Genomic DNA, 24,649 nt, shown 5'->3' on the forward strand with positions numbered 1-24,649 from the left:
TGTATCACTTTTTGTATTCAGATAGATACAATGCTGTAAAAATCTCAACTATGACTACTAAAAATCAGAATATTTAGGAGTATTAACCCATTGCGTATTATCATCCAAGGTTGGCGTTTTTTACCCCATTCTTATGCGATCGTAAATCAATTCCAACTACTAGAAATGCTGAACCGAAAGCATCTACAAATGTATCATCAGGATATGCCTTATATTAGCAAGAGTTGGCAACCAGTCACAGGTTTATTTCCTCCTGATGCAGAAATAGCATTACGCAACATACCCAAACCATCTCCTCAAAAAACTGCTGATGCCACATTACGGATATATGCTCCGTTTAATCTCAGTTTCTCCACGAGCAAACGAACAGCAGTTTTTGCTTGCACCGAATGGGGTATTGTGAGCAAATCTATTATTAACGGAATGGGTGTAAAATCTTTTGCAGAAGCTCATGCTCAAGGGGATGCAATTATTATTACCCCCTCCCACTGGTCAAAAGACGGTTTTATTCGCAGTGGTGCTCAAGAAAGTCGTGTTGCTGTTGTCCCTCTTGGTGTCAACCCTGATATTTATCATCCTTTACCAACTTCTCAGAGAACTATCCTGCGTCAAAAGTTGGGCATTAATAACTATTTTGTGTTTCTCAACATTGGGGTAATGTGCAATAGTAGTCAAGGAGTGGGACGCTTACTGAAAGCATTTGCCACCATTGTTGAGCGTTATCCAGATACTAAACTTATCCTTAAAGGTAGGGATGCTATTTTTCCTTCTAAAGATTCTATTCTCAAAGCTAGCAAACTTGCACTCACTAATACACAGATAGAAAAAGTGAAGTCTAGAATTATCTATGTTGGCGAAACTCTTTCATTTTTTGAACTCGCTCAACTTTATCAAGTTGCTGATGCTTATGTTTCTCCCTATTTAGCTGAAGGTTTTAATTTGCCAGTATTGGAAGCAACAGCTTGTGGTTTGCCTGTAATATGTACAAAAGGTGGCCCGACAGATGATTTTACTAACTCTGATTTTGCTTTAAAAATTGATAGTAAACTCCAGACTAATTATACAAGGGATGGAGATACTCTCTGGTGTGTAGTACCAGAACAAGAGCATTTGATTGAATTAATGCAAACAGTTATTGAAAAATCTTTATTATTAGACCACGCTCGTCAAACTGGACCGAAATGGGTTCTTCAGCATTTTACTTGGAAGCAAGTTGTGGATCGATTATTAGATGTGCTTATTCCGTCTGTAAAATTTGGCAGACCGACTTTTGAGCCAATTATTCTTTAGAAAAGAGGGAGTAGGGAGTAGGGAGCAGGGAGTAGGGAGTAGGGAGTAGGGAGTAGGGGGAAATAATTGATATATCTAGTCCGATAATTGATTTTATTTTTGATTATTGGAGATTTCTAGTGGGCAATATTAATTTAGTTTTGAAATGTTAGAGATTTTTGGTGACTTCATTTCTGTTGCGGGTTAGTTTTTGAGAGGCAGGAGATAGGGAAATCAGGCAGTTTTCTCTCACCCCTTTCTTGAGTGTGTCCTTATTTCTGGGAAACCTACTAATTACCCACTAGCTTTCGGCCTAACTAAGTCTAAAACTAAGCTCCTATTTCTCAGTATTTGCTCTGTCCATAACTTTTTAGAGTTGAATAAAAAGTCATGCGGATGGGCGAACTCACCCCAATAACATAATACTACCACATTTTTTTTGACTGTGAGAATCCTATTTGCTTCCATCCAGGCGTTTTTTTGGTGCTTCACAGGATGATAATTTGTGTCGGTAAGATAAATCTTCAGTTTACCCACTAGCTTTCTGTGCAACTCACTCTAAAACTAAACTTCTATTTCTCAGTACTTCTTCCCTCGACTATTTGCGTTGAATAAAAAGTCATGCAGATGGGCGAACTCACCCCAATAACATAATACTACCACATTTTTTTGACTGTGAGAATCCTATTGCCTTCCATCCAGGCATTTTTTTTGGTGCTTCACAGAATGATAATTTGTATCGGTAAGATAAATCTTCAGTAATAGAAACTCGTAGTTAATAGATATCTCCAGATCAAGAGGGATTAGGGAGTAGGGAGTAGGGAATAGGCGGAAAGAATTAATGATTTATGTACAAGAATTAATTTTATTTTTGATTATTGGAGATGTCTCATCAAGTTGCAAATGTTTAAGCTGACAACTTTTATTTAATTTTTTATTATCAAAATAATTGGGTCTAAAACCCCGCCTTTTAAGGCGAAATATTTTTGGAGAGTTGCTCAAATCCCCGTTACAAAAACTTCTGACTTCTGACTTCTGACTTCTGACTTCGTTAAAGATACCCTCCATTTTAGAACATGAAAATTGATACTATAATAATTGTACTTCTGCTCAACAATAAACATTAAAGTAACTTAACAGGACAATTATGCAATCAACAACAACTCAATCAAATCCCTCAAATATGGATATGCCAAAAAGTGGTTTACCAGTGACAGTAATTACAGGTTTTCTTGGTAGTGGCAAAACTACTTTACTCAACCATATATTACAAAATCAACAGGGTGTAAAAACTGCCGTTTTAGTAAATGAATTTGGAGAAATTGGTATTGATAATGAATTAATTGTTTCTACCGATGGAGATGACACAATGGTCGAACTTAGTAATGGTTGTGTTTGCTGCACTATTAATGAAGATTTAGTTAATGCTGTTTATAAAATTTTAGAAAGACCAGACAAAATTGATTATATGGTAGTAGAAACTACTGGTTTAGCGGACCCGTTGCCAGTAGCTTTAACTTTTTTAGGTACTGAGTTACGAGATATGACTCGCCTAGATTCAATTATTACTTTGGTCGATGCTGCTAACTACAGTCTTGATTTGTTTAATAGTCAGGCAGCACATAGTCAAATTTTTTATAGCGATATTATTTTGTTAAATAAAACTGACCTAGTTGAGGAGAAAAATTTAGACTTATTAGAAGTGAAAATTAGAGATGTTAAAAAAGATGCGAGAATTATGAGGACTAGCCAATCACAAGTAGCTTTGCCGTTGATTCTCAGTGTGGGTTTGTTTGAGTCGGAGAAGTATTTTGAAATAAAAGAAGAAGCTCATAGCCATGACCACGACCATGACCATGACCATGAACATCATCATCACGACCATGACCACGACCATGAACATCATCATCACGACCATGACCACGACCATGAACATCATCATCACGACCATGACCATGACCATGAACATCATCATCATTCCAACCACTTAGAAAATGATGGTTTTACTTCTATTTCTTTTCAAAGTGATCAACCTCTTTCTCTTAAAAAATTCCAAGATTTTTTGGATAATAAAATGCCTGCAAATATTTTCCGAGCAAAGGGAATTTTGTGGTTTGAAGAAAGTCCTCTACGACATATTTTTCATTTGAGTGGTAAGCGGTTTACTATTAATGATGATGAGTGGAAAGGTACTCCAAAAAATCAGCTAGTTTTGATTGGTCAAAATTTAGACCATGATCAGTTGCGATCGCAATTAGAAGACTGTATTTTTGCTTAAAAAGTTAGGAAGAAGGAATAAGGAAGAAGGAATAAGGAAGAAGGAAGAAGGAAGAAGGAATAAGGTAAGAAATTTGACTTAAAATTCTTACAAGCCAAAAATATCTTCTCTCTTATTTTTCATGGAACTGTTGCTGAAGAAGGAACAAGAAAGAAGGAAGAAAGAAGAAGGAAAGACCGAAGTGGATGGGGACAGTCAACAACCTGCCACTTCGTGTTTTATAACCCCAACAAGTTTATCAACACTGTGTAGACGGCGGGTTATTAAACCCAAAATCAAGAGATAATGAAAAAAGTAGAAAATAGTAAGTCTTCCTTACCGAATAATTAAGGTTTAAAATCTCTGCTTTGAAGGATAAAAAAGGGGTCAAGGGATGGATTGGTTTCCTAACCATATCCAATCGACCAAGAGAAGAAAAAATTTTCCTTTTAGTCAATCCTCTTATTTTCAAGGAGAGGTAATAATTAATTATTAATTATTAATTATTAATTGTTGAATCCCTACTCCCCTCTACCGAAGGTAAATTCTACTAATTTAGATTTATTATTTTTCCCTAGTTTCTTCTTTGCAAAAAAAAAATCTATTTTAACTTTTAACTTTTAACTTTTTTTGTTATGCGAGTTATTATCCAAAGAGTGAACTTTTCTCAAGTAAAAGTAAATGGAGAAATTGTCGGTAAAATTGGCAAAGGATTAAATTTACTTGTAGGTATTGCGACTACTGATACTGAAGTAGAAATAGATTGGATGGTGCGTAAATGTTTAGATATTCGTTTATTTCCTGACTTAGATAGTAATAGTAACCGTTGGGAAAAATCAGTAAAAGATATTAATGGTGAATTGTTAATAATTAGTCAATTTACTCTTTATGGAGACTGTCGCAAAGGTCGCCGTCCATCTTTTGATAATGCAGCATCTCCTGAAGTTGCTAAACAACTTTACCAGCTATTTGTAGACCGATTAAAATTTAGTTGCTTAAAGGTAGAAACTGGTATATTTGGAGCAATGATGGAAGTTGAAATTGATAATGATGGTCCGGTAACTCTCTTGTTAGAAAGAGAAGCTACTTCAATAATTAATAATTAATTAGGGTTTGTTGAATAAATCTAAAAGTATTTACAGATAAAGTTAAGTGCCTTTTTAGAACAAAAAAAAGTGCAACTTTTTAAGCTTGAGCGACCAAAAAGTTAGGATAAAAGGTAGAATAATTGCAGAAAAATCAAGGGATAAAATATCCGACTAACTCCTCTAAATTTCCCATTCCTCCTGACTTCCCCTCCTGGGATGGTCTGGGGGTGGGTTGACTCCTACTTCATACCAAAAAACTTCCATAAGCAAACCCTAATTATCACAATATTTAATAAAACATCTATGAATTAAGCTATTTTTTCCACCACAAAAAATATCTCCATACCTAATTCTCTGTTGCCTATTTACTTTTTCTCAAAAGGATTTTGACAACTTAAATGTAAACTCTATATAAATGCGATCAATAAAATTTCGGGTTGACGAACCAAGATAGGGGTATTTCCACACCATTTTTTTTCAATGGTCGAGACAAAATTAATGTTATAGTAGTAAAAGTAATAGATTTACCTAACAAACAGGTGTCATGTTAATATCACAATTGTTAAATTAGGGTATTTCTAAACTTAAAAATTTAGTTAATATAATTTCAGATTTTAAATAAGGAAAGCTATGGGATTTTTTGATTCAGAAGTAGTTCAACAGGAAGCTAAACAATTATTTGAGGATTATCAATCCTTAATTAAGGTAGGAAGTGACTATGGTAAGTTCGACCGAGAAGGTAAAAAGATTTATATTGAAAAGATGGAATCTATTATGGAGCGCTACCGAATTTTTATGAAGCGTTTTGAATTATCAGAAGATTTCATGGCTCAAATGACTATGGAACAACTTAAAACTCAGTTAAATCAATTTGGCATTAGTCCTCAACAAATGTTCGATCAAATGCACACAACTTTAGAAAGAATGAAGTCTGAATTAGAAAAACAGTCCTAATTGAATCAAGATAAATAACGATTTAATATATTAACCACATTATTTCAAACAGTTTTTTGGGAAAATTTTTGAAGTTATAGAAATTATAGAAATAAACAGTTTTTTTTGCTTTTCCAAATGACGGTATGATTTGAACCCATCATTAACTCACTTTCAATCTATAATTATACTTACCAATATTACCCATTAACAAAGTTATTTTCTTTAACCAAAACTGTTGATTCTAGGAATTAATAAAAACAATTATCTTGCATTTTGTTATTTTTAGCTATTTATGTAGATACATTTTTTTCAAATTATCAAAAATATCAAAACAACTGGAGAGTACAAAGTTATGCAAAAAAACGATTTACTTTCCAGGCTGAAAGTATTACTGGGAAAGGCTTACAGTACCTACAACTCTGAATAAATAGTTTTTAACCTTTAGGCTGCTGAAAGCCTTAGCTAGTAATAGTTATTCCAAGAACTTCGCACTATACTAGAAAACAAGAATAATTTAGAATTTATTGTTGTACTACTTGGTTTTTAATTTCTTTTTATTTATAGCATTCTCCATTACTGTATTTTACATATCAAAAGCTTAAAATTCAAAGAACGCAAGATTTTTCTTTCTTGCTTCTTCCTTCTGCTATAGCAACAAAAAAAATGCTATTTAAGCCTTGACTCAAATCAGGAAAATTCAAAATAGAACCTATCTTAGAGATACAAACTTATAGTGTTCTTTTGTTTATTTATCTCAACGTTACTTGAAAATCTGCGTTATTCCGAAGGGGAGCGGAGGGATGGAAAAACCAATCAATATTGAGGTTTTCAAAGATTGTGTGCTATGATAGTTAAGTTAAGCCTTCTGGGCTATTAGCGTCTAGGGAAGCCGTCGGGTTGGCGACCTACTGTGGAACTACCTTCAGACCAAAAAGAAGATCGACCTCGGAGGCAGGTGCTATGTTAGCGCAGCTCCTCCGGAGGAGGCAAGAGGAAACAGAAACCCCTAATCAGTGATGGTTAGGAATCATACATTGTCGCCCAAGGGCAACGTCGGGAGGATGTCAATTGATGAATCCCCATAAACAATAAATGGCGTTGCTTATTCTGGGTATGATTTGATAATTTTGTATTTGGGATTTTTTATTTTGGATGGTTTGAACTACTTGTTAATATTAACTTTTCCCAGATCCGGTGTTCCCTATTCCCTATAAACCTACTTTCATACCTTAATTCAGCAATGCCCAATAAATCAATTTAAGGGGTTTCCAACTTTCAAATTCGCTCTTCCTTCTTAATTTTATTAGACACTAATTTATGGCCTCTCAAATTTATATGCTGGTGGAAAATATTCGCGACGCTGGCCTCTCAAGGCTTGGTTCATAAAATTACGCCAGATCGGTGCAACAGTAGTACCACCAGTAGCACCATAATTTAGAGGCCGATAATCATCATTGCCCACCCAAACAGCCGTTGCCAACTGAGGTGTATAACCTACAAACCAAACATCTCGTTCAGAAGAAGTCGTACCAGTTTTTCCAGCGGCCTGACGGCCAATCTTAGCTCTAGTAGCAGTACCTCGTTCAATTACTCCCACCAATACACTATTAAGTGACGCTACAGCCCACTGATTTAAAACCAACTTAGGTTTAGGAGTATTATCCAACAAGACATTCCCACTGGTATCTGTTACCTGTACAATAAAAGTAGTGTCAGAATGCCAACCATTATTGGCAAAAGTCGCATAAGCACCCGCCATTTCCAGAGGTGTCAAATCAACCGAACCAAGTGGTAAAGAAATAACAGGTTCCATCGGACTCTTAATCCCTAAAATGCGACAAACCTCAATTACCTTATTAAGTCCAACATATTGACCAATTTTCACCGCTGGTATATTCAAGGAAGACTCCAAAGCCTTACGAATACTAACAGACCCAGAATATCCACCGCCATAATTTCTAGGAGTGTAATAACCATTACCATCTGGATAACTAACTCGAGTATCAGACACAACCGAATATGGGGAATATCTACCCGAAGCAAAAGCAGTGTAATAAACAAAAGGCTTAAAAGCAGAACCTGGTTGCCTGCGAGCTTGAACAGCACGATTATATTGACTACTCTTAAAATCTGCCCCACCAACCATTGCTCGCACAAAGTGGGTGCGTGGATCAACTGCCACTAATGCCATTTGACCTTTATCCCAACTCCGATAAACCCGACGGTAATATAAGATTTCATGCCATTCAGTCACAGTTCTTTCAGCCATCCGTTGGAAATTCATATCAATGGTCGTTTGTATCCGCATTCCTCCCTTAAGAACAGCATCTTTACCAAACCTCTCAGTTAACTCCTGAACAACTGCATTAGTAATATAAGGAAGTTCACTCTGACGAAAAGAGGTAACTTTACCCACTAATAATGGCTGCTTGAGAGCCTCAGCTTCCTCTTCAGCAGTAATCCAATTCAGTTCACGCAGTCTTGCTAAAACAGTGGCCTGGCGTTGCTTAGACTTTTGGTAATTGATAAATGGACTATACTCTTCTGGGGCAGGAATCATACCTGCCATCAAGGCAGCTTCAGCCAAAGTTAAATCCTTGGACGACTTATTAAAATAGCTTTTCGCTGCAGTCTCTACTCCATAGAGATTATGACCCCAGTAAATTTGGTTAAGGTACAATTCTAAAATTTCGTTTTTATCGAGAATTTGTTCCATCCTAATTGCCAAAACTGCTTCAGCCACTTTCCTACTTAGTTTGGCTGTTGGGGAGAGAAACAAATTTTTCACCAACTGCATAGTAATAGTAGAACCACCTTCAACAGTTCTACCCCGTTCTAAGTTGGCCACAAAAGCACGCATAATTCCGATAGGATAGATCCCGTAGTGATTATAGAAGTTACTATCCTCGATCGCTAGAACTGCTCGTTTTAAGTCTGGAGAAATTTGGTTTAGGGGTATGACTTCTCGGTTGGCCTCATCGTGGAGACTTGCCAATGGTCTACCTTTAACATCATATATGTGAGTTGTTTCTGAAGGTGTGTAATTTTTTAGTACCCGAACGTCTGGAAGATTACGAAAGCTGATTGCTAAACCTACCAGTCCACCAGCTACTAATGAGCTAGTCAGCATGGTAATGCCTAGTACAGTACCTGCTGTTACCTTACTGACAGATTGAACAAATCCAAAGACTGGTGAAATTTCAGACCGAGATTTTGTAGTTTGCTTATGTGGGAGGGCGTTGGTGGACACTTTGATTTAACTTCCTTGACGAAATTTCAAATTTTACAGCTAGTAATTGTTTAGGTGTTAGATATATTTTGATAGGTTAACTAATTATATTAGGGAATTTTGCTGTTCGGTGTTGTACCAAATCTGCTTTAGCAAAGGATGTTCAAAAAAGTTGAACTCTTTGCTATACATTAGGATTTGAGCATAATACAAATACCTTTTCATAACCGTATTTAGTATTAGATAATATATTTTGAGAGATTAACTGATTATATTAAGGGATTTTACTGTTTATAGCTGGTAACCTCTCGACGGAATTATTTGCTTAGTTAGCAGTGAGAGACGGTCGTCTCTTATATTTATTCAGCTTACAAAACTAAATTTCAATTTTTAGAGCAGAGCTAAGTAGAGCAAACTAGAAAAAAGACGTTGCATTTTTCAATCAAAAAACCCCTAAAAGCAATGAATATAAACTTTTGAGCTAATTTACAATTTGATAGATACATAGCGCCCAAAATTTACCATGTTCTACTTAGAAATTGTTTAGGTGTTTAGATATATTTTGAGAGGTTAATTGATTTATATTCTGCAATTCTACTGCTCATAGCTGATAATCTCTTAAGTGAATTACTTGGTCAGCTAGCAGCGATAGTCGAGGGTTTCTTAATTTATTCAGCTTACAAAGTATATTAAATATTTGAAGAAGGAACAAGTAAGGACTGAAGGACTGGAAAAATGGATGGGATACTGAAAAGTTGTCACTCTGCACCTACGAACCAACCAATTGTAGATACCAGGGGTGACGGTGGGATCTTAAACCCATAGGGAAAAAGATGAAAGAATAAGGTTGAATTATATTCATAAATAATTTATGTTACTTTAGCACTCTTAATTATTGAGAAGGCTTAAACACAATAATTTTTACATCTACTGAACTTTTCTATAATATTTTACTTAGATGCCATTAAGCAGTTGACTTTGTAAACTGTTCAGCGTTTAAACTATATAGTCCAATTTTTTTGTGAAAGGGAATATAGAATATAAAATCTCAATGCGTCTTAGATTACTAAAGACTAAATATAGGATTGCTGGATAACTTAAACCATAGTTGCTCTAGATTTAATTTAACCCCCCAAACTAAAGCTATATCAATATAACTAAAACTAAATGATGACTGATAAATTTACATGGCTGCGTCGTGGCATCAGCGAAATTTTTCCAGATAGACCAGATTCTACAAACCCTGATGAAAACTTACTGCAAAGATTGGCCAATTCAGACCGCCCTTTGCGAGTTAAATTAGGAATTGACCCCACAGGAGCAGATATCCACTTAGGCCATAGTATCCCAGTTCGTAAGCTTCGGGCTTTTCAGGATGCTGGACATACAGCAGTATTAATCATAGGAGATTTTACCGCAAGAATTGGCGACCCTACAGGGAAATCTGAAGTCCGAAAACAGTTAACTTCTGAACAGGTGCGGGAAAATGCCAAAACTTATTTAGAGCAGGTCCGGCCTATATTAGATTTTGACACGCCAGGGCGCTTAGAAATTCGCTACAACTCAGAATGGCTTTCTAAATTAGACTTGGCAAATATTCTGGAACTTTTGGCAACAATGACGGTGGGGCAAATGTTGGCGAAGGAGGGTTTTGCTCTTCGTTATCAGCAGGAAAACCCGATCTATATTCATGAGTTTCTTTATCCTTTGATGCAAGGTTATGATTCTGTGGCTGTGGATGCTGATGTGGAGTTGGGGGGTACTGACCAAAAGTTTAATATTGCTGTGGGACGAGATTTACAACGGCATTTTGGTAAAAAAACTCAGTTTGGTCTATTGATGCCTATTTTGTTGGGGACTGATGGGGTACAGAAAATGTCTAAGTCTCTGGGAAATTATGTGGGTTTATCGGAAGACCCTCTGAGTATGTATTCTAAGTTGGAAAAAATTCCTGATGACCAGATAGAACAGTATTTTGAATTATTGACTGGTTTATCTCTTGAGACTCTGCCAGAAAATCCTCGTGAAAGACAAAAGTTGTTGGCTTTGGATATTGTGTCTCAGTACCATGGTAGGGAAGTTGCTTTGTCAGCTCAACAAACGGCTATGAAAGTGGTGCTTGAGGGAGATATGAGTCAAACAGAGGCAGTGCCAGAGTTTTCTTTGGCTACTGTGGAGTTCCCAGCGAAGTTGTTTTATGTTGTTAGTGCTAGTGGTTTGTGTAAGAGTAGTTCTGAAGCTAGGAAAAAAATTGCTGGGGGAGCTGTACGTTTGGATGACGACCGTATTTCAGACCAGAATTTGACTTTTGACTCTCCGGCAGACCTTGATGGTAAGGTTCTACGGGTGGGTAAGAAAAATTTTGTCCGATTGGTGAAGAATTAATGAATACTTTTGTTTAGACTCACAGTCGGAAAAAATTAGTATAGAGAAATTCTGACTCTGACCGGGGGAAATTCTCTAGGTGGAATTCATTCAAAACTGTAACGTCTTAGTTTTTTGTTTAACTGCCCAGAAATAGACAACTGACAATTTCTCATACTGAATACTTAGACCTAAAGTCTGAAAAATCAGTAGATAAAAATTCTGACTCAGACTGAGGGGAAATTCTCTAGGTGGAATTTATTCAAAACTGTAACGTCTTAGTTTTTTGTTTGACTGCCGAAAATATAGACGACTGAAAATTAATCAATACTTTTGCTCAGACTCAAAGTCTGAAAAAATTAGTAGATAAAAATTATAACTCAGATGGAGGGGAAATTCTCTAGGTAGAAATGACTCAAAACTATAACGTCTTAGTTTTTTGTTTGATTGCCGAAAATATAGACGACTGAAAATTAATCAATACTTTTGCTCAGACTCAAAGTCTGAAAAATTAGTAGATAAAAATTATGACTCAGATGGAGGGGAAATTCTCTAGGTAGAAATGACTCAAAACTACAACGTCTTAGTTTTTTTGTTTGAATACCCAAAATATAAACTATTGAAAATTAATCAATAATTTTGTCGAGACTCACAGTCGGAAAAATTCAGTAGACAAAAGTTCTGACTCACAGGGAGGAGAAAATCTCGAGTTGAAAATCACTCAAAACTACAACGTCTTAGTTTTTTTGTTTGAATACCCAGAAATAAACCACTGAAAATTAATTAATACTTTTGCTGAGACTCACAGTCGGAAAAATTCAGTAGACAAAAGTTCTGACTCACAGGGAGGAGAAAATCTCGAGTTGAAAATCACTCAAAACTACAACGTCTTAGTTTTTTTGTTTGAATACCCAGAAATAAACCACTGAAAATTAACCCATACTGACGAAATTGATGAATATTGATAAAATTATTGTCCCGTTGGATGTTCCTACTGAGGCAGCAGCGATCGCTCTGATAGACCAATTACCGGAAATAATCTGGTGGAAAGTCGGTCTAGAATTGTTTGTTAGTTGTGGCCCAAAAATTCTCTCAATTCTCAAAGAACGTCAGAAGCGGATTTTTCTGGATTTAAAGTTTCACGATATTCCTAATACTGTTGCTGGAGCTTGTCGAGCTGCTGCTAGTTATGGTGTCGATCTGTTGACCGTCCATGCTACTGCTGGTAGAGTTGCATTGAAGGCAGCTCAAGAAGCTGTTGTGGAAGCGGCAAAAGTGACAGGACAAAACCCACCGAGGTTAATCGCTATTACTATTTTGACCAGTTTGACTTCTCGTGATGTGGCTTTTGACCTGAAAATTCCTCTGGAGTTGCCAGAGTATGTTTTGCAGATGGCTTTGTTGGCTCAGGAATCTGGTTTAGGTGGGGCGGTTTGTTCTCCTCAAGAGGTGGAACAGTTGAGGCGGGTTTGTGGTGATGATTTTGTGTTGGTTTGTCCGGGAGTGAGGCCAACTTGGGCAGAGAAAGGAGACCAGAAGCGATCGCTTACTCCTGGTCAGGCTATTAAGGCTGGTGCCGATCATCTTGTTATTGGCCGACCTATTACTGCTGCTGCTGACCCAAAAAAGGCTTTGGAGCGGATTTGTCAGGAAATTTAAGGGGCGTTTTATTCAAAGTATTGCTATGTTTGATGCTCGATTGTTTCAAACGTCATTTTACATAAAGAGTACTATATTTAGGTTGAACAAAAAGTCATGCGTATGTGCGAACGCCTCCCAATAATTACATACTATCAGGATTTTTGGCAGAATGCAAGGCTAAATATCTTTCGGTTTTTTTGAGCTTCATAAAATGAAAGATAGCTTTCACTTCTAATACCATTTCTCTGTAACAATGCGCTTAATAATTGTTGCTCAGACCTTATTACACTGACTATTCTATATTAAGTGATACATCAAGGAGAAATGGTATGATACCAAGTTGATAAATTTTTGCTACAAATATCTAGGGTATTTCTGAGGAGTCAACCCACCCCTCGCCCCTCCCCCTCCCAGGAGGGGAAGTCAGGAGTCAGGAGTCGTATGGGAATGTCTTTAATACCATTTTTTAGGGCGTAAGCTATCTTTTTAGTCAAAGGGACATTTCCTATAAAGTTTTTTTATCGCTCTTACTATTCGTAACATTCTTTTTTCACGCTTGGTATAACCTAACCCTCATAACAATTACAAAAATATTGCTATAGCAGTCGCCATTAATGTTAGGAAATTCTTAAATCCTCAAACTTATTAAAAAACTTATTAAATTATTGGGAAAATTTGCTGAACTGTAAATATTTTTCAGACATGATAACTTTCAGGGAAATATCAATCTGAAAATCCTAAAGTCGAATGCTATTTTATTTGAAAATATTCATTTCTATAATCACGATTATAAGTATAGCCAGTGACAATTTATCTTTACCTAATTCCCTATTTTTGACGATTGACAATTATTTGATGGTCAGAAAAAGACGACCTAGAAGACATAGAAAACCTAGAATAGAAATAGAAAAAATAGAATCAACAGATCCTTGGAAACCAAAATCTACTTGCCCGGATAATTCAGAATATTTAGAAATTCTAGCCACAGATTTAATATTAGATTTGCCTGGTTATGTTAATCGTGAAATTCAACGCGATCGCCAATCAAATGAAGATTATTTAGAACGGAATATAGTTATAGCAGGTCGTCCTGAGTTTGAACCTTTACCTATAGATGATATGCCTTTTTTTCAGGAAGATATTAATCAAATTTTTCTGACAACTTTAGAAAGGCAATATAGAGATAATCAGGTAGTTGAATTACAACAATTTCATTGGTTATTTCTGAGGAAAAGTCAGAGACAATGGGAGTTAGTTAATATGTTTTCTATAGAAGAAAGTTTACTAGGAAATTTACCACCACAACCAGAAGATAGTAGTAATGGAGTATTTGCTAGAGGTATTAGAGTTTGGTTACAAGGATGTTATTTTGGAGATAGGGGTCAGGAGACAGGAGTCAAGAGTCAGAATGAGGAATGATATGGCATAAGGAAGAAGTAAGAAGGAAGAAGAAAGAAGGCTTTAGTTATCTAGGAGAGAAGGAAAACTCAGAAGATGATAGTACTTTTATTTGAGTAAACTTCGTATTTATTGGGAAAAAATCGCACACCGAACCTGTCATAGGGGATAATTTAGAACAGAGGAGGCTAAGTGTTCAACAATTAATAATTAATAATTAACAATTACCTCTCCTTGAAAACGGATAGGATTGACGCGGTAGGGAAAATTTTTTCTTGTTTCTCCTTTAAACGAGAAGCTTTAAACCTTAATTATTCGGTAATGCTCGACTCTAAATCATATATCCCTGCTCAAATTATCATCAATAAATAACCCCTATCTATCAATGGCTATTTTCCAAGTAAAAATTAAACCAAATTCCAAACAACAAAGTATTGAAACTGAAGCAGATGGTAGTTTCAAAATATGTTTGAAGTCTCCACCAGTAGATGGTAAAGCTAATCAAGAATTAATCAAACTATTGGCAAAAAAGTTTAATGTGAAAAAATCAGAAATTACGATTAAATCGGGTTTATATTCAAAGAATAAATTGATTGAAATACCTCTACCAAAAATCTAAAAATCTATAGAATTACTATCTCCCTCTAATTCATCTAATTTTTGTTTAACCGCCTGAATATCTTGCCACATTAACCACTTTGGTTTGCCTGGCTCCCGAGAAGGATTTCGCAAAAGATAAGCTGGATGAAAAATGGGCATACAAAGTCGCCCTTCCCACTCCAGCCATTGGCCTCTTATTTTAGTTATACCTCGTTTCTCACCAGTCAAAGCTTTAACTGCCGTTGCTCCAGTTAAAAGAATAATTTTCGGGTCTACAAGACGTATTTGCTCTAGTAAGTATGGTTTACAAGCTTCTATTTCTTGAGTTGTCGGAGTCCGGTTTTCTGGTGGCCGACATCTAATAGCATTTGAAATATAAACGTGGCGATCGCTACTTAGCTCTACGGACTCCAAAATTTTGTCCAGTAGTTGCCCAGACCTACCAACGAATGGTAAACCTTGTTCGTCTTCATTTTGACCGGGTGCTTCGCCAATAATCATAATTTCTGCCTGGGGGTTGCCTCTACCAATGACAGCATTACTACGGTTTTTTCCTAGTTCACATCTGCAACATTGGTTACAATGGTCTGCTATTTGCTCCATTGTTTGATATGTTTCTGGTGGAATTGGAATTTTAGCGTCTGTGGGAATGAGGTTGGAGTCGAAGTCTGAATCAGAGGTAGATTCTGAATAATCATTATTGTTTGACCAGTCGAAGAGACTAAGTTGTTTTTCGTTAGACATGAAAGGAGATTTAGCAATCAATTGCCACTAGTGTTTAGTCTAAAGTTTTGGGTAGAAAGTCTCAACTTGAAGGCCATTAGTTGACATACTCCCTACATCAAATCACAGATTATGATGCGGGATTCTCATCATTGATGATTCTACGCTCATAGAGACAACTTTAGATTGGCAACATTGCTATCACCAAACCAGAGGTTGGACTCTCCCGTAGCTTTTGGGTTTCCCCCAGGTTCCGAGTGCCCCTCGGTACTGTTGACTATTGCTCCTAGCATTTCTAAACCTTTTGCCAGAATATTTCTTGCTGCGTTATGGTCTCTGTCAGCAATATAACCGCAGTGTGGACATTTGTGAGTCCTCACTGACAATAATTTCTTAACTGTTTGACCACAATTTGAACAATTTTGGCTAGTGAAATGGGGAGGTACTGCTACACAAACAATTCCGTGCAATTTAGCATAATACTCTACCCATTGTGTGAATTGATACCAACTTGCATCAGATATTGACTTGGCTAAATTATGGTTTTTAACTAGGTTAGCAATTTTCAAATCCTCATAGACTACCAAATCGTGAGATTGGATTAACGCCCGTGCAGTCTTTACCGCATGGTCTTTACGCTGTCTACTAATTTTCAGGTGCTGCCTAGCTAATTGAATTCTTGCTTTGTGGTAGTTATTTGATTGCGGTTTTTGGCCTTTTTTATGCCGACGCGATACTCTCCGCTGTAGCTTTTTAAGTCGTTTTTCTGACTTTCTCAAATACTTAGGATTATCTACAGCTTTACCATTACTATCAGTATAAAAAGTATTTAAGCCTAAATCAATTCCTACTACATTACCTTCAAAATTATGAGTCTCTTTTCTCTCAACATTTACTAGAAATTGACAATAATATCCATCAGCACGTCTTACAACTCTAACACGACTTATTTGTTGCTCTGAATACCAAACTAAATCACGACTTGTCCATAATTCAAATACACCAGCTTGAAAACCATCTTTAAACTCAATTTTTTTTCTGTCTGGAGATAGCTTGTAGCCAGTTGTTTTGTATTCTACCGACCGAGTGAATTTCTTGAATTTTGGATAAGCCTTTTTGCCTGGTTTATTTTGTCTACAATTTTTGTAGAATCGTTGTATTGATTGCCATGCTCTATCGGCTGATGCTTGTCTAGCTTGAGAGTTTAGCTTTTTAGCCCAAGGAAAATTAACATCTTTTGCTAGTTGTGAACAAAGCTTTTGTAGGTCGTTGCGCTTAACATCTTTATGATCTATCCAATAACGCAAGCAACTGTTTCTAATGAACTGACTTGTTAGTATCATTTCATCTAAAACTTTGTACTGATTTTGACTGCCTTTTAATTTGGCCTCAATTACTAGCAAAGTATTATTAATTCCTTGAATATATCTATCATTATAACTGAATTTACCTGAAATATCTACTGGATAAACTATTAATTTTTGTATATAATTGTGACATCGTTTGCGGAGGATTCCGTAGGAAATCACAATTATATACTCACCATTCATCCAGGCACTATAATCTTTGATTTAGTGCTGGCCCTCTGGTGATAGAAGGTAAAATTTAAGTGTCAGTAGCTGGAGAAAATTATGTCATCTATTCCCATATTTCGAGACCGCACTGATGCTGGAGAAAAATTGGCTGAGGTTATTTTTTCAGATTTCTGTCAAATGAGTTTGACTACTGAGTGGATGATTAAGCCTATTGTCTATGGTCTACCAAGAGGGGGGTTGCCAGTAGCAGTAACTATTGCGCGTCGGTTGGGTTGTCCTTTGAGTGTGGTGGTGGCGAAGAAAATTACTTTACCGGATAATCCAGAATTGGCTCTTGGTGCTGTGACAGCGGATGGTTGTATTGTGTGGTCGAGGCACAAACCACGCAATTTACAAGTCCAAAAGGCTATAATTGAAAGAGCAAGGGAAAAAGCACAGTCTCAATTAGAATGTCTTAGTGGTGGAAAGCCTGAAGTTATTCCTCTGGGTAAGTTAGTAATTTTAGTTGATGACGGAATAGCTACGGGTATGACGATGATAGCTGCGCTAAAGTCTATTAAGTTGCATAAACCGAATGCTGTCTGGATATCTGTGCCAGTTGCTCCTCCAGAATTGATTAAATTTTTGGCAGATTGTTGCGATCGCTTAATTGTATTGGAAACTCCTCAGCCGTTTTTGAGTGTGAGTCGATTTTATGCTGAGTTTACTCAGGTGGAAACTGAGGTTGCTTTGGCTTGTCTTCAACAACAGACTGAATGGCTGTGAGAGTAAAAAAATTTTTAATTTTTATTTATATGGTTGATGTTTTTGATGTTGAATATAATGATTAAACAGTCAAGGCAAATTAATTAGGTTATCCTGTTATTAGGAGTTAGGAGTCAGGAGTCAGGAATCAGAATGAATGGTTTAAATACCAGTTTTTAGGTCGGAAATTCTCTTTTTCTCTTGGTGCGCGTTCCCTCTCTTGGTCAGCATTCCCTTGCGTCTGTGCCAGACGCGGGATCTGACCGCTTGCGACTGGCGTCGTCGCGGGGTCGCACCGCTCTCTTGGTCGATTGGATATGGCGAGGAGACCCGTTCTTGCAGACCCGCTCCGAAGATCGCCATCCCACCCTACGGGAAGCTACCCTAACGACCGCTTTGTTAAAGGGAGATCCCCTGTCAAGTGTTTTTATCGCACTTACTATTCGTAACATTCTTTTTTTAAAATGGTATAACACAAAAAAAATAGTAAAATTAAATTTTATTATTCCATAAATTTTGTGAATTAACTGTATTAACAAATCATGAAAATTTTTGCTATTTAAGTATAAATGCCATAATTTTTTTTCTGGTAATTAATCGGAATTTTGTGATTTTATTTAATATCAAAACTATGAGAATTTTACAACTGTGGTGTCAAAATATTAGGAGTGGTATACAATATAATCCACCAGGCTTTATTGAGTTAATAATGTTAGTCTTTGCCATAGTATTATTATTGTGTTGGAGTGTTACATAGCAATGGCAATATTTAGTCTTATGCCTGAGTTATGTAATGGGTTATTCTATTTCTATTTTAGTTAGAGAAGCGCTTACACCATCTCCTCAAATACAGGCTTCCCAATTCACAGCTATACTATTATTAATTCTTAGTACTTATAGTTTTGCTGATTTAATTCGTTAGAAAATGTTTGATTTTAAATCAACAAAAAATAGCTTAGTTTATATAGCAATCAAGAATCAGATGTGAGAATTGAGATGTCTCTTAAAAATATATAATATAGCAGTTATCTTATTCATATATATTTATTTTATCTGCTCCCTGTTAGTGTAAAAATATCTTATTTAATTATCCATTTGTAATTGGAATTAGTAGTTTTTTATTACTGTTTACAGGAGGTTTATTATTTCCTATTATAATTATTTGTATTTAGATAAATAAATAATCATAATTCAGGAGGAATTAAGAAATTCAAGCCTCCCAATCAACTGAGTTTATCTTCAGTTTTAACTTCAGCATTCAGTTTTCAGTGACGATCTACAGTGTTATCCAAATCACTATTAAAATAGTCAGCCAGAATTAACAGTATTGTTCAATAATTGATAATTACCTATCTCTAAAAGGAAGAGGATTGAATAAAAGGAAAATTTTTTCTTATTTCTCCTTTAAAGGAGAGGCTTTAAACCTTAATTATTCGGTAAAATGAGTATAAGACTGTTAATAAATTTCCTGGTGAACGTTATGGGAAAAGTCAAAGAATGCCATTGGCGGGAAAATATTTTTATGAATTTGGGAACTGTTTTAAGTCAATTATGGATTTGTTTTAGTCTCAATACAAAATAAATTTACTTCCTGACTTATAACTTATAGTAACCTAATATTTTTTGTGGTATAACTTATGGTAACTCAAAACCCTAAAAACATAAACATAGTTTCTACTACTGCCAACTTTAGACTTAATAATTAGGGCTTGCTGATTAAATATAAAAACATTTACAGATAAATATTTTAGCTTTTTTAGAGGGAAAAAAAGTGCAACTTTTTAAGCTTGAGTGACCAAAAAGTTCGGATTTTGGGCTGACTATGGCAGAAAAATCACTCTTATAATTTTTCCGAGTACCTCCTATAAATTCCCCATTCCTCGTGACTCCTGACTTCTCGTCCTGGGAGGGGTTAGGGGTGGGTTGACTCCTACCCCTACTATTCATACTTTTTCAGCAAACCCTAATTATGTAATATAACTGACTTATTGCTTTATACTCGAAAAGTAAAAAAACAATAATTTTGTCTAAATACTAAGAAGATTTACAGGATACAATTATCTCAAGTAATTAATTTATTCAAATCAAAATGAGTCACAAAATAGAAGCAGAAAATTTTATCCAAGATTTAGAAAGAGTAGCTAAAGTTAGAACCGAAGTAGCTGCTAGTTTATGTACAATAGCTGAAACTTTAGAAAAAGCAGAATCAGAAGGTCAAAAAAATTCTGGAAAATTAGGTTTAGAAAGAGAAATAGAAGATATTAAAAATGCTGGCAAAAATCTCCGCCTTGGTGTGTTCCGCTTGATGGTATTGGGAGATATGAAACGGGGAAAAAGTACATTTCTTAATGCTTTAATAGGTGAAAATATTTTACCTAGCGACGTTAATCCTTGTACAGCATTATTAACTGTATTAAAATTTGGACCAGAAAAAAAAGTTACTATACATTTTAATGATGGAAAAAAACCTCTGTCACTAGATTTTAAGAGCTTCAAACGAAACTATACAATTGACCCAGCAGAGGCAAAAAGATTAGAACAAGAAAAAAAACAAGCATTTCCTGATATTGATTATGCAGTGGTTGAATATCCCCTACCAATTTTAGAAAAAGGAATAGAAATTGTTGATAGTCCTGGTTTAAATGATACAGAAGCACGGAATGAATTGTCTCTTGGTTATATCAATAATTGTCATGCTATTTTATTTGTGATGAGAGCAACTCAACCTTGTACTTTAGGAGAACGTCGCTATCTAGAAAATTATATTAAAGGTAGAGGGTTGAGTGTGTTCTTTTTAATTAATGCTTGGGATCAAGTACAAGATAGTTTAATTGACCCAGATGACCGAGAAGAATTAGAAGAAGCAGAGATAAGATTAAGAAGAGTTTTTCAAGCTAACCTCAATGAGTATTGTGTAGAAGAAAATAAAAATATTTATCAAGAAAGAGTTTTTGAACTATCTTCAATTCTGGCATTAAGAAGGCGATTAAAAAATCCTTCAGTTTCTCTAGAAGGAACAGGTTTTCCAGAATTTTTTGGTGCATTAAATCAATTTTTGACTCAAGAAAGAGCAGCTCAAGAATTTAGGCAAGCAAAAACTTTAGCAGCTCAAGCAGATAGTCATTTACGAGAGGCGATCGCCCGTCGTACTCCTTTATTAGAACAGAATATTGAAGAGCTAATAAATAAGATTAATTCTGTCGCACCAGAGTTTCATAAACTTGCTGAAATTCGCGACCAATTTCAGTCAGAAATTAGAACAGTTAGAGACAAAGAAGCGACTGAAATTGCTAATTCTTTTCGTTCTTATGTCCTCGACCTGGAACATACTTTTGAATCAGACTTTTTGCGCTATCAACCAGATATAAAATTTCTCGATTTCATTAACCCTGGTAAAAGAGAAGCTTTTGAAATAGAACTAAAAAAAGGATTTGAACAATATATTAGCGATAAATTAGCAGCATGGACTATTACCGTTGAAAATAAGATGGATGCAGCATTTTTACAACTTTCTAGAAGAGCTGCTCATTATGGTGCTTCCTATACAAAAGTCACAGATAAAATCACTGAAAAACTAACAGGAAAAAAGGTCAAATCTGCCCTTTCTGTTTCCAGTGAGGATAATGCTCCTAGTTGGGCAAAATGGGCTATGGGATTATTTTCATTAGCTAGGGGTAATATCGCAGGTATGGCGATGGCCGGAGCGGGTTTTGATTGGAAAAATATCTTGCTAAATTTATTGGCTGTAGGAGGAATATATACAGCAATTACTTTCTTTACAGGGATAACTTTAGGACCTATTGGTTTAGCTTTGTTAGGTTTAGGTGTGGGTGTAATGCAGGCAGATGAAGCACGGAAAAAAGTAGTTCAGATAGCGAAAAAAGAGTTGGTCAAACATTTACCTGAAGTAGCAAATGAACAGTGGCAACCTATTTATGATGCTATTAAAGAATGTTTTGATACTTATGAAGGGGAAGTTAAAGAAAGGATAGATGATGATATTAAATCTCGGAAGTCGGAATTAGATAATTTGCTACAGCAAAAACAGGAACAAGAAATTAATAATGATACAGAATTAGCTCGTTTTCAACATTTAGAAATTGATGTGTCATCTGAGTGTACAAAAATAGTTGCCGTTTATCAGGATTTTATGAAAGCAATTGTATAGCAGAAGGAAGAAGGAAGAAGAAAGAAAAATGTGGCTTTGTCTGAGTTTTAAGCTTTTGATCTGTCAAATATAGTAATGGCGACTACTATATAAATTATAAATGTAGGTTTGGTTTGGTTTAGTTCCTCAACTCAAGAGTATTATAGTGTGCAAATGTTCAGTTATGGATATCAATAGTAAGTCTTACGTTCTTTAACTACTTTACCCTAGTAAATATTTAATAAATTAGGTATTATTTAGGATTACTATATAGTAATCCTAAATGATTTGTAAAAAAACCATGAATTAGATAAAATATTTAAAACTCTTATACCAATTTTATATGAAGCTGCATAGAATTAGGTGGTAGGTATTATGCCAAATTCGGTTATCAAAATACCTTTTTCAAATTCCTCTCTAACTCTTCTGCCTTTTGCCTTGCCTTCATAATAAAGCTTTTGTCTAAATAATATGGATATCTAAAGGAGGAGTAAAAATTGCAGACTAATTTTGATAACTTGATTCGCTATTTTAATTCTGCTCTTGGAATGTTAGAACTTGAGCCAGACTCTCAATTGAAAAAAGATATAATTTCTATTTGTGAATATCTGAAAAATCCTTCTTTTAAAATTGCTGTTTTTGCTCCGTTTAATTATGGCAAATCTACTTTGCTTAATGCCTTTTTAGGTCAAAGAACATTACCCATTGATTTAATTCCTACTACTGGAGCTGCAATTTCTATAAAATATGGCACAGAGTTACAGACTAAAATTAATCTGAAAGATGGAAGTAAAATTTATGAAGCTGGTACGGACATTCTCAAACAATATGCAGTGTTAGATAATAACCGCCGAATGAGAGATGATGTGACTTCAGTAGAAGTTTATTGCCCTCATCCTTTCTTGAAAAGAGGAGTTGAATTTTTAGATTTACCAGGAACAAATGACCGGGAAGCTCAAGATATTTTGGTGCAAGACCAATTGTTAACTGCCGATCTAGTAGTACAGGTTTTAGATGCCAGAAATTTGATGACTTTAGGAGAACGAGAAAATCTCAGAGATTGGTTGTGGGATAGAGGTATTAAGACAGTAGTTTTTGTTGTTAATTTTATGAATTTACTCTCCTCAGATGAACAAACAGAAGTTAATAATAGAATACGCTTTCTGGCAGAAAGTTTTCGCTCCGAACTACCAAGTAATATTAGTAACTTATATCGAGTTGATGCTTTGCCTGCTTTGCGGGGTCGCTTAAAAGGTGATGTTTCTGTGGCGCAAACAACGGGTTTAGTAACTTTTGAATCTGCTTTACAAAATATTGTTGAAACTGATGGGAAAAAGATAGATATTCAATTACCAAGAATACAGACAGTCGCTTTTCAGTTATGTCAAGTTATGGAAGCTAGTGCTAAGGAAGTGACTAAAGAGTTAATTGCTATTCAAGAGCGGAAAAGTGAAAAATTTGAGATTCAAAAGCGGGCAGAAAAATTAATTACACAAGGCTTTCAAAAAAGTAGTTCAAATTTCCAAAGTTGGCTATATTTAACTAAACTTTTGGAGCGCCATCAATTTGAATTGGCTATAGTTTTGGAACAAAGAACTTTTAATATTTGGGAGTCGGAAAAATTTCGACCAGAAGCTCTGAAATATAAACAAGAAATTACCGAATGGATAGATAAAGCTTGTGAATTTTTTCAACAAGAAGAACCAGCAGAATTAATTATTACATTTCCTGAAGCTCCTAAAGTTTTTTTGCCATCCCCACCCCCATCAGAAACCAAAAAATCAGGAGGGGTAAAAAATATAGCGATCGCCACTGGAATAGGTTGGTTATTAGCAGGTCCGATGGGTGCCGCAGTTGCTGGTGGTGCGACCTATTTTTTGAGCGATAATAAACAGAATAAATCACAAAATTTAGATAGTTATCAGCAGCAGGTAAAACAAGCTTATGCTAATGCAGCTAGAGATTATTTAAGTCGTTTTAGTGCTATAGCTTTAAAAGCAGTTGAGGAATATGAAGCAATAGCAGAAAAAGTAATTAAGGTTCCTGTTAGTCAGCAGTCACCGGAGGCGATTAAGTTAAGAAATAAATTACAGTTATTGAATAATTTATCGGCAGAAATAAATCAAGAGTTGGATTTTTTAGCTGGTTAAGACATCGGAATATTTTGATGGAAATCTAGGTAACTAGACAGTGCAAAGTTCTGGGAATAACTATTGCTAGTCAAGGGTTTCACGGACTCAAGGTTAAAAATTCTCCATTCACAACAGTAGATGCTGTAAACCTTTCCCAGTAACACTTTCAATCTTGAGAGCCAACAGTTTTTTAGCAGAACTTTGTACTCTCCAGTAGGTAACAACTCTATTTAATATAATTATAGATATAGCAGTCTTATTTGAATTGTGAGAGATTGTAGATTTTTAGGGAACAGGGAATATCTTCACTGGGAAAAGGGAAGAAAGAAAAGAACTGTATCTTATCAATATGATCACCGTTAGATTTTAGACTTTTCAGAAATAGTCAAATTCTCAAATTTGATTCGGCGTTGCTATATATAGGTTTTGGTTGGTTTCTGTTAGCACTTAATCCAACCTTATAGAACCCATTTGAGATCTATATAATTATGGTAGTCAAGTCTTTTCGCGCATTAATTTTGAGGAAAATTCAGTTGAAGGAGTGTTGAATTTTTTGTATTATCTCTCCCCAAATCTTCCCTCTTAA

General features: G+C 35.5%; 14 protein-coding genes. 11 read left to right on the forward strand and 3 right to left on the reverse strand.

All coding sequences use genetic code 11. The features are described from left to right. Positions 1–90 precede the first annotated feature (90 nt). The 4 genes from F6K27_RS11220 (at position 91) to F6K27_RS11235 (ending at position 5,568) form a co-directional block, all read left to right on the forward strand. On the forward strand, positions 91–1,290 hold the full coding sequence (locus F6K27_RS11220) for a glycosyltransferase (protein WP_287276309.1): 1,200 nt from the start codon (positions 91–93) through the stop codon (positions 1,288–1,290). 1,126 nt (positions 1,291–2,416) lie between these two features. Next, on the forward strand, positions 2,417–3,547 hold the full coding sequence (locus F6K27_RS11225; protein ID WP_287276311.1) for a GTP-binding protein: 1,131 nt from the start codon (positions 2,417–2,419) through the stop codon (positions 3,545–3,547). Between the two features lie 614 nt (positions 3,548–4,161). Continuing rightward, entirely contained in the window at positions 4,162–4,632 is a 471-nt protein-coding gene (dtd, locus tag F6K27_RS11230) for a D-aminoacyl-tRNA deacylase (protein ID WP_287276313.1), read from the forward strand. Between the two features lie 612 nt (positions 4,633–5,244). After that, positions 5,245–5,568: a DUF1825 family protein gene (locus F6K27_RS11235; RefSeq protein ID WP_124142980.1), complete on the forward strand. Its 324-nt coding sequence runs from the start codon at positions 5,245–5,247 to the stop codon at positions 5,566–5,568. Between the two features lie 1,297 nt (positions 5,569–6,865). On the opposite strand, the gene F6K27_RS11240 is transcribed toward F6K27_RS11235, so the two are convergent. Continuing rightward, the gene (locus F6K27_RS11240) at positions 6,866–8,800 is read right to left on the reverse strand and encodes a transglycosylase domain-containing protein (protein WP_287276315.1); all 1,935 of its coding nucleotides are present in this window, start codon (positions 8,798–8,800) and stop codon (positions 6,866–6,868) included. Positions 8,801–9,946: 1,146 nt separating this feature from the next. Here F6K27_RS11240 and tyrS point away from each other — a divergent pair. The 4 genes from tyrS to F6K27_RS11260 all read left to right on the forward strand — a co-directional run bounded on the left by tyrS (position 9,947) and on the right by F6K27_RS11260 (position 14,801). After that, positions 9,947–11,164, forward strand: a complete 1,218-nt coding sequence (gene tyrS / locus F6K27_RS11245) for a tyrosine--tRNA ligase (protein WP_287276317.1) — start codon at positions 9,947–9,949, stop codon at positions 11,162–11,164. 933 nt (positions 11,165–12,097) lie between these two features. Continuing rightward, complete coding sequence (pyrF, locus tag F6K27_RS11250; RefSeq protein WP_287276319.1) at positions 12,098–12,802, forward strand: orotidine-5'-phosphate decarboxylase; 705 nt, start codon at positions 12,098–12,100, stop codon at positions 12,800–12,802. 837 nt (positions 12,803–13,639) lie between these two features. Next, complete coding sequence (locus F6K27_RS11255) at positions 13,640–14,203, forward strand: hypothetical protein (protein ID WP_287276320.1); 564 nt, start codon at positions 13,640–13,642, stop codon at positions 14,201–14,203. Between the two features lie 364 nt (positions 14,204–14,567). Beyond that, on the forward strand, positions 14,568–14,801 hold the full coding sequence (locus F6K27_RS11260; RefSeq protein WP_287276321.1) for a DUF167 domain-containing protein: 234 nt from the start codon (positions 14,568–14,570) through the stop codon (positions 14,799–14,801). Here F6K27_RS11260 and F6K27_RS11265 read toward each other — a convergent pair. Together F6K27_RS11265 and F6K27_RS11270 are read right to left on the reverse strand one after the other, a co-directional pair. Then, complete coding sequence (locus F6K27_RS11265) at positions 14,798–15,526, reverse strand: uracil-DNA glycosylase family protein (protein WP_124142974.1); 729 nt, start codon at positions 15,524–15,526, stop codon at positions 14,798–14,800. The two genes, F6K27_RS11260 and F6K27_RS11265, sit on opposite strands and share 4 nt — an antisense overlap. Positions 15,527–15,672: 146 nt before the next feature. Next, the gene (locus tag F6K27_RS11270) at positions 15,673–16,908 is read right to left on the reverse strand and encodes a transposase (protein WP_287276334.1); all 1,236 of its coding nucleotides are present in this window, start codon (positions 16,906–16,908) and stop codon (positions 15,673–15,675) included. 228 nt (positions 16,909–17,136) lie between these two features. On the opposite strand from F6K27_RS11270, the gene F6K27_RS11275 reads away from it, so the two are divergent. The 3 genes from F6K27_RS11275 (at position 17,137) to F6K27_RS11290 (ending at position 24,081) form a co-directional block, all read left to right on the forward strand. Further along, on the forward strand, positions 17,137–17,805 hold the full coding sequence (locus F6K27_RS11275; protein WP_287276323.1) for a phosphoribosyltransferase: 669 nt from the start codon (positions 17,137–17,139) through the stop codon (positions 17,803–17,805). 2,068 nt (positions 17,806–19,873) lie between these two features. Further along, positions 19,874–21,952 carry a dynamin family protein gene (locus F6K27_RS11285; RefSeq protein ID WP_287276325.1) on the forward strand — a complete coding sequence of 693 codons (2,079 nt, stop codon included), beginning with the start codon at positions 19,874–19,876 and terminating at the stop codon, positions 21,950–21,952. 476 nt (positions 21,953–22,428) lie between these two features. Further along, the gene (locus tag F6K27_RS11290) at positions 22,429–24,081 is read left to right on the forward strand and encodes a dynamin family protein (protein ID WP_287276326.1); all 1,653 of its coding nucleotides are present in this window, start codon (positions 22,429–22,431) and stop codon (positions 24,079–24,081) included. The last annotated feature ends 568 nt before the right edge of the window (positions 24,082–24,649 follow it).

The organism is Okeania sp. SIO2F5, assembly GCF_010692685.1.
Lineage (GTDB): Bacteria > Cyanobacteriota > Cyanobacteriia > Cyanobacteriales > Microcoleaceae > Okeania > Okeania hirsuta.